11 protein-coding genes, 1 tRNA gene and 1 pseudogene are annotated in these 10,636 nt (G+C 68.7%); 7 read left to right on the top strand and 6 right to left on the bottom strand.

Annotated elements, in window-relative coordinates; genetic code table 11:
- Positions 1 to 556: 556 nt before the first annotated feature.
- From QZT59_RS08840 to QZT59_RS08825, 4 genes are all read left to right on the top strand, one after another.
- Positions 557 to 859, top strand: a complete 303-nt coding sequence (locus tag QZT59_RS08840) for a hypothetical protein (protein WP_290814400.1) — start codon at positions 557 to 559, stop codon at positions 857 to 859.
- Positions 860 to 1,279: 420 nt separating this feature from the next.
- Entirely contained in the window at positions 1,280 to 2,101 is an 822-nt protein-coding gene (locus tag QZT59_RS08835) for a plastocyanin/azurin family copper-binding protein (RefSeq protein WP_290814398.1), read from the top strand.
- Between the two features lie 78 nt (positions 2,102 to 2,179).
- Positions 2,180 to 3,709 (top strand): SLC13 family permease, encoded by a 1,530-nt coding sequence (locus QZT59_RS08830; RefSeq protein ID WP_290814396.1) that lies wholly within the window; start codon positions 2,180 to 2,182, stop codon positions 3,707 to 3,709.
- Between the two features lie 112 nt (positions 3,710 to 3,821).
- Positions 3,822 to 4,574 (top strand): proteasome assembly chaperone family protein, encoded by a 753-nt coding sequence (locus tag QZT59_RS08825; RefSeq protein ID WP_290814394.1) that lies wholly within the window; start codon positions 3,822 to 3,824, stop codon positions 4,572 to 4,574.
- Here the strand turns inward: QZT59_RS08825 and QZT59_RS08820 are convergent.
- Both QZT59_RS08820 and QZT59_RS08815 read right to left on the bottom strand, forming a co-directional pair.
- Positions 4,567 to 6,000: a sodium-dependent transporter gene (locus QZT59_RS08820; protein WP_290814392.1), complete on the bottom strand. Its 1,434-nt coding sequence runs from the start codon at positions 5,998 to 6,000 to the stop codon at positions 4,567 to 4,569. The two genes, QZT59_RS08825 and QZT59_RS08820, sit on opposite strands and share 8 nt — an antisense overlap.
- Before the next feature lie 307 nt (positions 6,001 to 6,307).
- A tRNA-Met gene (locus tag QZT59_RS08815) sits at positions 6,308 to 6,451 on the bottom strand.
- Positions 6,452 to 6,553: 102 nt separating this feature from the next.
- Here QZT59_RS08815 and QZT59_RS08810 point away from each other — a divergent pair.
- Positions 6,554 to 7,687 (top strand): hypothetical protein, encoded by a 1,134-nt coding sequence (locus QZT59_RS08810; protein ID WP_290814390.1) that lies wholly within the window; start codon positions 6,554 to 6,556, stop codon positions 7,685 to 7,687.
- A 38-nt stretch (positions 7,688 to 7,725) separates the two neighbouring features.
- Here the strand turns inward: QZT59_RS08810 and QZT59_RS08805 are convergent, their stop codons facing one another.
- Entirely contained in the window at positions 7,726 to 8,079 is a 354-nt protein-coding gene (locus QZT59_RS08805; protein ID WP_290814388.1) for a DUF5830 family protein, read from the bottom strand.
- 91 nt (positions 8,080 to 8,170) lie between these two features.
- Here QZT59_RS08805 and QZT59_RS08800 point away from each other — a divergent pair, with 91 nt between their 5' ends.
- Positions 8,171 to 8,878, top strand: a complete 708-nt coding sequence (locus QZT59_RS08800; RefSeq protein WP_290814386.1) for a TVP38/TMEM64 family protein — start codon at positions 8,171 to 8,173, stop codon at positions 8,876 to 8,878.
- Positions 8,879 to 9,001: 123 nt separating this feature from the next.
- Here the strand turns inward: QZT59_RS08800 and QZT59_RS08795 are convergent, their stop codons facing one another.
- Entirely contained in the window at positions 9,002 to 9,157 is a 156-nt protein-coding gene (locus QZT59_RS08795) for an HVO_2523 family zinc finger protein (protein WP_290814383.1), read from the bottom strand.
- Positions 9,158 to 9,398: 241 nt separating this feature from the next.
- Between QZT59_RS08795 and QZT59_RS08790 the strand changes: the two genes are divergently transcribed.
- A complete protein-coding gene (locus QZT59_RS08790; RefSeq protein WP_290814380.1) occupies positions 9,399 to 9,533 on the top strand; it encodes a hypothetical protein in 135 nt (44 codons plus the stop codon).
- Here QZT59_RS08790 and QZT59_RS08785 read toward each other — a convergent pair.
- Together QZT59_RS08785 and QZT59_RS08780 are read right to left on the bottom strand one after the other, a co-directional pair.
- The gene (locus QZT59_RS08785) at positions 9,530 to 9,676 is read right to left on the bottom strand and encodes a DUF1328 family protein (RefSeq protein ID WP_290814376.1); all 147 of its coding nucleotides are present in this window, start codon (positions 9,674 to 9,676) and stop codon (positions 9,530 to 9,532) included. The genes QZT59_RS08790 and QZT59_RS08785 overlap by 4 nt on opposite strands.
- Positions 9,677 to 9,745: 69 nt before the next feature.
- Positions 9,746 to 10,636, bottom strand: a pseudogene (locus QZT59_RS08780) (ribonucleoside-diphosphate reductase, adenosylcobalamin-dependent); the annotation flags it as partial.

Below are 10,636 nucleotides of genomic sequence, written 5' to 3'. Positions count from 1 at the left end.
ATCGGATCGATCGACTCGAAAGGCTGATCGGATCGATCGACTCGAAAGGCTGATCGGATCGATCGACTCGAAAGGCTATTCGGATCGATTACTCGAAAGGCTGATCGGATCGATCGCTCGACAGGGGGACTGGCCGGATCGCTCGAAAACGCTCCCTCGGGAGAGGGGGCCGGAGGGTGACGGCACAGCCACGCGTCGTCACCGGGTCGGAGCACGAGCCAGGCGCCGGTCGTCGAGACGCCGGGTCGGTCGACGGACGATCGGGGGATCGACGCCGACGGATGGAATGTGGGTGTGTCGGCGGTTAAGCGAACCTATTGTACCAATATTCGCATAGCTAAGGAGAATACCTTGGTGAACGTAGTGTAATATCGGGGATTGGCGTTGGGATATCGTAATATCGATCCTGATCGACCGTTCTGCCGGACGAACGACCGATCGCGCCGGTCGGCGGCGGCGCTTCGGCGTCGGAGGGCTCCGTTCCCGGGTCTCGTTTTAGCTCCTTCACGTGGACAGCCTCGAGGGGATGAGCGCCGGGCCCAGAGTCGGGCCAGGCATGAAGGTCACGCACGTCTCGCTCTGGCCGCCGGACGACCGTCGCGCCGAGCGGGTGAAGCTCCGCGACGGGATCATCACGGACGAGGGCCGGTTCGCGCGGCTGACCGTGTCCGACGGTCGGGCCCGAACCCGGGGCGTTCCGGCCGACGTGAACGGCTGGCGCGTCTTCGTCTCCCGACTCGAAGATGGCGCCTACGAGCACGTCTACGAGGGGACGGTCACCGAGGTCGAGCGGGTGTCGGGAATGGCCGGCATGCGACGGCTGTTTCGGTGCGAGCCCGGTGGCGTCGGCGGGTTCTGAGACCCGCGTCGTCCCGTCGGCGACTCGGGTGTCGAGGTCCGACCGCGGCGATCGCTCGCGGTTCGTCGGGTGTCGAGATCCGACCGCGGCGATCGTCCGACGGTTCGTCGGGGATCGATCGACCCTTTCTCGTCGTCCCGGAGTTCGATCGTCGGATCGTTTCCCGCGTCAGGGGGTCGCGTCATCGTCGTCGGGACGCCGAAGTCGCCGGCCGAATCCGCGTCGCGACCGTGGTCCGGTATCGCGGTCCCGCGTGCGCCGGGGGCGATGTCGTCCGTCGGTTCGCCGCCTCCGATCGCCTCCAGTGGCCGTCACGGGGCCCTCGAACCGGAGTGATCACCGCGATTGACTCACCGGACGATCACCAAAAAAGAAACTACCCGCCGTCCGTGGTACGGTTTCGGGGGACTTCCAGCAAACATGTCACGAAACGACGGCTCCGGCGACGACACTTCCGCCCGCGATCGATCGACGGATCGTCGAGCGGCGCTCGGACGGCGTTCGCTGTTGGGCGCACTGGGCTTCGGAACCGCACTCGCGACCGGTGGCGTCGCCGCCGCCGATCACGACGACCCGCACCCGCCGCACGCGGACCGCATCTACGGCTACTCGACCCCGTTCGCGGAGGACGTCCCGCAGCGGCTCGCCCCCGATCACGAGGTCGAACTCCGGACCGAACTGCCGACGGGGCTCGAAGACGGCGCGAACGCGGACGGCGACGTCCACCCGCCGTTGTTCTACTTCGATCCGACCGGACTGCAGGTCGCGCCCGGCGACGTCGTGCAGTTCACCTTCCGCTCGCCCGACCACACGGTCACGGCCTATCACCACGAACTGGGCTTCCAGGATCGCGTTCCCGACTGCCGACCGCCGATCTCGTCGCCGATCCTCAACGAGGGCGCGGCCTGGCTCTTCGAGTTCGATACGGCGGGGCTGTACGACTTCTACTGCGGCCCCCACCACCTCTTCGGGATGGTGATGCGGATCGTCGTCGGCGAACTGACCGAGGCCGACGTGCCGGACTACGAGGACACGTTCGAGGCGGACCCGCCGCTGCTTCCGCCGTTCAGCGCCGAGGCGCTCGAGGACCAGCTGAACGGGCTGAGCGAGCGAAACGAGGACTGCGAGTGGCCGTGGCTGACGCCGGTCGAGGTGCTCGACGCCGCCGCGCTCGATTCCGGGCCGATCCAGGCGGACGGGACGGTCCCGTTCGAGGCCGTTCGCGAGGAGCTGGGCTACTGATCGGCTGGTCGGTGCGGCGGACGAACCGGCCCGACGCCGTTTCGATCGAATTATGGGTCGGTTCTCTGAGGGATAGGTGTGACCAATCGGACGCGGCTATCCAGACGGGCCGTCGGACTGGTACTCGGACCGACGGGGTTCCTCGGAATTCTCCTCGGGGCGCCGTTGGGCCTCTCGCCCGATGCGACGGCCGTCATGGCGTGCACCACGTGGGTCGTCGTCTGGTGGGTGACCGAGGCGATCCCGATCCCGGTTACCTCGCTGCTTCCCGTCGTGCTCTTCCCGGTGACCGGCGTTAGCACCGTCGGCGGCGCGACCGCGCCGTACGCCGACCCGATCGTATTTTTGCTCCTCGGCGGGTTCCTCATCGCGCTGGCGATCGAACGGTGGAACCTGCACCACCGACTGTCGCTGCTGGTCCTCTCCGCGGTCGGAACCCGCGGACACGCGCTCGTCCTCGGCTTCATGGCCGCGACGGCGTTCCTGTCGATGTGGATCTCGAACACGGCGACGGCGATGATGATGGTCCCCATCGGGGCCGCGGTGATCGTGGAACTGACCGCGGTCGGCGGCCGGCGAACGCCGCCGCTCGAGCGCGAGGATATCCTCGAGCCCAACGATCCGCTCGACGTCGAGGGCGAACTCCTGCACCGGATCGAGGAGGACCCCGACTCGCTCCCGAACGCCTCGTTCGGGCTCGCGCTGATGCTCGGGATCGCCTACGGCGCGTCGATCGGCGGGGCGGCGACGCTGATCGGGAGCCCGCCGAACGCGGTGCTGGCCGGGGTCGCGGAGTCGAACCTCGGCGTCGAGATCGGCTTTCTCGAGTGGATGCTGGTCGGCGTTCCGCTCGGGGCGGTCTTCCTGCTCGTCACGTGGCTCCTGATCGTGGCGGTCCTCCGACCGACGGTCGATCGACAGCCGGGACGAGCGGACGTCGTCGATCGACAGCTGCGAGAGCTGGGCCCGATGACGACCGGCGAGCGGCGCGTGCTGGCGGTGTTCGGACTCGTCGCCGCCGCGTGGGTCCTACGGCCGTTCGTCATCGAACCCGTCCTGCCGACGGTGACCGACGCGATGATCGCCGTCGCGGGCGCCGTGCTGGTCTTTCTGGTCCCGGTCGACGGCGAGCGATTGCTCGACTGGGAGTACACTTCGCGGGTTCCCTGGGGCGTCCTGCTCCTGCTCGGCGCCGGCTTTTCCATCGCGCGCGGTTTTCAGGCGAGCGGCCTCGACGTGGTCGTCGCGGACGCGATAGCGGGCTTCGGGACGCTCGAGATCGCCGGGATGGTTCTCCTGATCGCGACCGTCGTCTGCCTGCTGACGAACGTCACGTCGAACACCGCCACCGCGTCGCTGTTCATGCCGATCGCGCTGAGCATCGGTCAGGCGACCGGCATCGAGCCGCTGACGTTGATGGCGACCGCCGCCTTCGCCGCCTCTTTCGCGTTCGTCCTCCCGGTCGCCACGGCGCCGAACGCGATCGTCTTCGGGAGCGGATACATGACGATCCCCGAGATGGCGAAGGTCGGCCTGGTGATCACCCTTCCGGCGATTCTCGTGATCTCCGCGTTCGCCGTCTGGTGGATCCCGCTCGTCTGGTCCTGACGTTCGACCCACGCCCGGCCTCGGCCCGGAATCGCTCGCCGGTCCGACGACTCGGGGTACGCGCGCCCCGTCCCGAAACACCGATGTGGGGACGGCGGACATACGGAGACCGATGACCGACGAACTGACGCTCGAGATCGACGCCGACGAACCGCCCGAGCCGACGTTGGTGGTCGCGCTTCCCGGCCCCGGGATGGCCGGCATCTCCGCGACCCAGTACCTGATCGAGCGACTGGGACTGGCGGAGACGGGGCACGTACAGACCGCCGGGCTGCCGGCGATCACGCCGTACGCCGACGGCAGACCCTACCACCACACGCGGCTCTTCTCCGAGCCGAGCCTCGAGTGTACGTTCCTGATCAGCGAACTCCCGATCCCGCTCCAGCTGTCCGAACCGTTCGGTCGGGTCCTTCTCGACTGGATCGACGAGCGGGCGGTCGAGGAGGTGACGCTGCTGACCTCGATCCCGTCGCTCGACTCGGCCGACGCCCTCTGCTACGTGGCCTCCGAGGACTACCGCCAGCGCCGATTGACCGACGTCGAGATCTCGCCGCTTCACGGCGGATTCTTGACCGGGAGTAACGCGAGCCTCGTCGCCCGCGCGATGGACACGTCGCTCCGGACCGGCGTGATCGCGACGGGGGTCGACCCTCGCATCCCGCTCGACGCGAACGCCACGCTGCGCCTCGTCGAGGGACTCGATCTGCTCTACGGCTTCGACGTCGACACGACCCAGCTCCGTGAGTTCGCGGACCGAACCCAGCAGCACTACGAGGGGCTGGCGGCCCAGATCGAAGCCCACGAAGAGACCCGGACCGCGGGCCGATCCCGGTCGCGATTGACCGACGACTACGGTTTCATGTGATCTCCGGAGCCGGCCTCCCCGGTCGCATCCGGCGCCACTGGTGGACGACCCACCCGACGAGGACCAACCCCAGCGCGGTCGCCGCCGTCACCGCCGCCGCGCTCGCGCTCCCCAGCGCGGCGACGTCGGGAAGCCGCTTCCAGCTTTCCGTCGGGATCCCGGTCGCGAGCCGGAGGCTCGTGACGACGATCAGCACGAGCGGCACGACGTACTTCACCAGCGGGAGCACGATCGAGTCGCCGAGCTGGGCGCGCAAGCTCGCTTCGTCCTGGACCCACGCGAAGACGATAATCAGCGCGAGCGCCCCGAGCGGCAGCCCGAGCGTCCCGACCGTCGAATCGAGGACGTCGAGGAACGGGCGACCGAACGCCGAGAGCTCGACGGCGCTGTAACTCAGCGCCGACGGGAGTCCCGCCACGAGGATCACGCCCGTCATCGCCACGCTCGCACGCGTGCGAGACCAGCCGGTCGTCCGCATGGCGCCCGCGACCCCGACCTCGAGCATCGAGACCGAGGGCGCGAGCGCCGCCACGAACAGCAGGCCGAAAAAGCAGACGGCGACGGCGGAGCCGAGCGGCATCGTCTCGAACGCGGCCGGCAGCGTCGAGAAGGCGAGCTCGGTTCCGGCCGCCGGTTCGCCCCCGACCGAGAAGACGATCCCGAAGATGACGAGCCCCGCGAGGAGCGCCACCGCGAGATCGGCGAGCGCGATCGTCACGGCCGACCGCGGGACGTTCGCCCCCCGATCGAGGTAGCTCCCGTAGGTGAGCATCACGCCCATCCCGACCGAGAACGAAAAGAAGACCTGCCCGAACGCGGCGCTCCAGATCATCGGATCCGAGAGAACGGAGACGTCGGGCGTCAGGAAGAAGCGCACCCCGTCGCCGAACCCCGGAAGGGTGGCGACGTACGCGAGCAGCCCGAGGAGGACCACGAACGTCAGCGGGATCAGCACTTTCGCCATCCGTTCGATCCCCTTCTGGACGCCCAGGGAGACGATCGCGCCGACGGCGATCGTCGAGAGGAGGAAGAACCCGATCGGTCGGTACGTCCCGGAAAATTCCTCGAACGTGGTGCCCGAGCCGGTGAGCGAGAACGTGACGAACGCGAGGACCCACCCGGTGATGACCAGGTAGTAGCTCAACACCGCGAGGACGGACCCGCCGATGAGCCATCCGACGACCTCGAACTCGGCGCGAATCTGGCGACAGGCGGTCACGACGTCCGCCGAGAGCGACCGCCCGACCGAGATCTCGAGGATCATCAGCGGGACCGCGAAGGCGAACGCGGCGATCAGGTAGGGAACGAGGTACGCCCCGCCGCCGTTCTGTCCGACGACCGCGGGAAACCGCCAGATGTTCCCCAGCCCCACCGCGGCCCCGACCGCCGCGAAGACGAATCCGGCCCGCGAAGACCACTGTTCCATGCACCGACGGGTGTGCACGGCGAAGTAAGTGTGGCGATCCCACGGACGCCACCGCTCGGGCGGCTATTGGTCCTTCCTTTCTGGCACTGAGCACCACCGTCGTCGAAGGGCACCGACCCACCGTGAGCACGGAGGTGCTCCCCCATCCAACGCTCTCCGAGGAGGGCTCCGAACCTACGGGAGAGCTTCGCTCTCCCGAGCCTTCGCTCGCTCGTTTCACGCGCTCGCGAAGACCACCGGGTTCTCCGCTTCTTCCGGGCACTTTTCGGACTCGTCACTCACTGCGTTCGTGACTCGCATCGAAAAGTGCCCGGGGAGGGCTCCGAACCCTCGATCTCCGCATATCCCAGGTCCGAGGCTCGGCGGGCCCCGCGGGATACGGACTCGCTGTGCCGCACCGAATCTCTAAACCCTATGAGTGCGGCGCTATGTCCAGCTAAGCCACCCGGGCGCACTCGGAGGTTGTGCGGTCGGTTTCTTTACCCTTCCGATTCGGGGCCGTCGTGAGGTTCGCACCCACGGATTTATCACATGCTATTACGAAAGGCGGGTCATGAGCGTACCCGGCATCGTACAGTCTACCCTCGACGGCGAGGAGATCGTCGCCCGCGTCTCCCTGGGCGGCGACGACGAGCTCTTCGTCTCTCCTTCGAGCACCATCATCTACCGCGCGGACGGCCTGCTCAGCGACGAGTCGGTCGAGGAGTATTCCCACGAGGCGGATCGCGTGTCGATCTCCGAAGGCCGGCGCAAGGCCCGGTTCACCCTGGAGTACTCCCTCGAGGGCGCCCGCGAGTTCACGATTCCGGCCGGAAAGGTCGACGCCGTGGCCCATCCCGTCATCGCCGGCGTCCTCAACGGCAACGGGATCACCGAGGCGGGCGAGAGCGTGGTCCAGACCTACCGGTTCAGCGAGCTGACGGTGATCGTGACGAGCCAGCGCCTCGTCAAGCACATCGGCGAGGCCGTCTGGGACGAAGACTACGAGGAGTTCCGGTACGCCGACGTGACGGGGCTGTCCTTCGAGTCCGGGAGCGTCGCGACGCAGGTCGTCCTCGAGGTCGACGGCCGCCAGCAGCGAATCAAGGCGCCGAACGAACAGGCCGCAGACCTCCGCGAGCGACTCCAGCGGGCGATCTTCGCGTTCCACGACGTCGACTCCCTCGAGGCGCTCAACGAGAAGATCGGCGAGGACGAGGCCGACGACGGCGACGCCTCGCCGACGGTCGACTTCGGGGAGGGACCGGCCCCGCTCGGCACCGAGTCGACCGGCGAGCCCGACGACGGGCACGACTCGATCGAGCGGGAGCCCGCCGCCGCCGAACTCGGCGCGACCGAGTCGACGACCGACGAACCGAGCGCCGGAGCCGCCGATCCGGCGCCCGAGACGACATCGGGGCCGAACGGTCGAGACGACGCCGGTCGGGATCGGACGGACCGGGCGGAACCGGCGTCGACGGAGCCGACGGCCGCGGCGGCGGAGCGGGCCTCGACCGCGACCACGGGGGAAGACTCCGCGATGGACGTAGAAGCCGGCGGGTTCGAGCCGGCGACCGCGTCGGCCGACGCCGACGTCCTCGAACGCCTGGACGCGCTGGAGGAGGCCGTCGAGCGACAGACGGCGATCCTCGAACGCCAGCAGCAGACGATCGAGCAGCTGATCGAAGAGCTCCGCCGCGGTCGCTGAGCCGCGGTCGTCGAATCGGGCCAGCCGGATCGACGGATCTACTCCCGGCCGGTCACCTTCCTGATACAGGTCGAGCCGAACGGACCGATCTCGCCGGCGTCGAGGTCCATGAAGTAGCCGGTGGTCAGGGTCGACCCGCAGCGCCGACAGCTGAACTCGCCGTCTTTCGTGATCACGTCGCGGCCGAACCGGAGGTACTGGCGGCTTCGCGGACGGACGACGCCGTCCGCGCGCTCGACGACGCCGCGGCGCTCGGCCTCGTCGAGGATCGTTCGGATCGCCGTCGGATCGGTCGTCACCGCCTCCAATCGGTCGACGACGTCGGGCAGCTCGAGGGACTCGTGCTCGAGGCGCTCGAGGAGTGCCAGGCCGCGCTCGACCCGTTCGTCCATCGAGGCAGGATCTGGCGCGGACCCCGATAAGGATTGTGACGGGTCGGCGCGATGCACAAAGCCTTCAACGGCCCCGTGCGAATCGCGGTCGATGCCTCCCTCGACGCCGGGACGCGCTCTCCTCGGGGTTCTCGTCCTGGGGGCGGTCGTGGCGGCCGGACTCGTCGTCTCCCCGTCGGCGACCGTCGGCGCCCTCGAATCCGTCGCGGACGATCCGGTCGCGTTCGGGCTCGTCGTCGCCGGCCTCTACCTCCTCCGGCCGCTGTTCGCCTGGCCGACGACGCCGCTCGCGGTCGTCGTCGGCTACGGGTTGGGCGTGACCATCGGCCTGCCCGTGGCGATGGCCGGCGTCCTGCTCACGGTGATTCCGACCTACCTGGCGGCTCGCTGGGTGCTCGACGGCGCCCACGACGAGGCGCTCGCCGCGCTCCCGTTCGACGGGTTCGTCCGTCGGACCGGCCGGGCCGTCCGTCGCTACTACGAGACGGCGGGGCCGACTCGCGGCGTGGTCGTCTCGCGGCTGGCGCCGATTCCCTCCGACGCGGCGACGTGCGCGGCGGCGGCCAGCGGCGTCACGCTGCGCCAGCTGCTGGTCGGCACGGCGATCGGCGAACTGCCGTGGACGGTCGCGGCGGTCGTCGTGGGCGCGTCGGCCGCGACGATCACCGCCGACGGACTCGGCGAGCTGGGTCCGCCGCTCACGCTGGCCTGCCTGTTCGCGGCGGCGCTGTTGCTCTCCGGGCCGACGTACCGACTGGTCGCGCGGTCGGACGACCGCCGGTGGAGTCCCGGCAACTGATCGGTCGTCGCCGACGACCAGGATGGTCGGTTGGGTTGCCGTGGAGGACGCTCGATTCCACTAGCGAGCGTGGACACCCTATTCGGATCGAACGACTCACTGGTCGAGTCGCACGCCGAGTCCTCACCGGAAGGGGTCGGAACAGTCGTAGACGACGCCGTGATTCGGACAGACGTACTTGCAGTGACGTTTGTCCATCCCGGCTTCGCAGAACGGACACGGCGGTCCGCGGCGATCCTCGTCCGCTCGCGACGACTCGGGGTCGGGCCGGTCGGTCATGGGTCAGGCGACGCTCGAACTCTCGAGCGGGAGAAAAATGAACCTGCCGTCCGGTCGGGGCTCCCGTCGGCGTCCGCGTTCGGTTCCGCGCACAGGATTGCAAGGAGGGCTCGCACCTGCGCCGTCGACCCACCGCGTGGGGTCCTCACCGCGACTTCGACATCGAGTGCGGTTCGGACGCCCGCACCGCCGAACGGGTGATCGACGAACGCTACGACCGACTTTGCGAGGTGAACCTGCCGTGGCTGACGGCGACGCGACCGCGGACGCGCTGGAGGCGTTCGAGCGGCTCGTCTCGTCGATCGACGACGGTCCGGCCGGTCTCCCGAATCACGGCCCGGGGGCCGGTGGGTTTTCGGATCCTCTCGCGGCCTAGAGCAGCAGCGAGAGGGCGGCGAGCACCAGGAAGATCAACACGAGCCACTTCGCGATGGCCATGCTGAGGCCGGCGACGCCGCCGGCTCCGAGCGCCGCGGCGATCAGTGCGATCACGAAGAACAGGATTGCCAGTTCGAGCATGTCCGTGAAGACGGTCGGAGAACGGAAAGGGACTCGGCCTGAAATCGCCGTTAACGGACGCTTACTCGCTCAGCACTCGCTCCAGCCACAGGATTCGCAGCTCTTGCAGCCTTCGGAGTAGTACAGCGAGAGCGCTCCGCAGTCGGGACACTCGGGGGACTCGCCGGCGTCGATCAGGTCCTGGGTGGCGTCGGTCGACTCCCGGGCGGTCGCGCCGCCGTCGGTTTCGGGGCCGTCGACGGCCGGGCGATCGACGCCGGGCTCGTCGGTCAGGTCGTCCGCGGATTCCTCGAGCGTCTTCTGGCGCGGGTAGGGCTTGTCGATCTCGTCGTCGAGGTACCGGCGCATCGCCGTGCCGATGGCGTCCGGGATCGACTGGATCTGCTCGCCTTTGTCCCAGGCGACCTTCGGGCTGCGGGTGCCACAGAGCTCGTCGACGACCTCGTCGGGGTCGACGCCGCTGCGCAGCGCCGTGGAGATGACCTTCGCGAGCGCCTCGGTGAAGGAGTTGGTGAACCCGCCGGAGTGGCCGATGTTGGCGAACAGCTCGAACGGCCGGCCGGTCTCGGGGTCCTCGTTGATCGTCACGTACACCTTCCCGTAGCCGGTGTCGATGCGCTGGCTGACGCCCTGGAGGGCGTCGGGTCGCGAGCGCTTCTCGGCGTAGTCGACTTCGCCGGTCAGCAGCGCGGAGAGCTCCGCTTCGGCGACCGCCCGGACCTCCTCGCTCTCGAGGAACTGCTCGAACCCGCCGAAGACCTCCCGGATCTGTTCGACGATGACCTCGGCGGCCTCGTCCTCGTCGGCGAACTCGGCGTTGTCCGCCCGCGTCGTGAGCACCTGCTTGCTGCGGGTGCCGTCGCGATAGTAGGTAACGCCCTTGCCGCCGTGCTCGTAGACCCACTCGAAGACCTCCTTGGCGTCCTCGAGGCTCGAGTCGTTGGGCGCGTTGACCGTCTT

The organism is Halovivax sp. (genome assembly GCA_007119345.1).
Lineage (GTDB): Archaea > Halobacteriota > Halobacteria > Halobacteriales > Natrialbaceae > Halovivax.
This window is presented reverse-complemented; position numbering and strand designations above follow the sequence as displayed.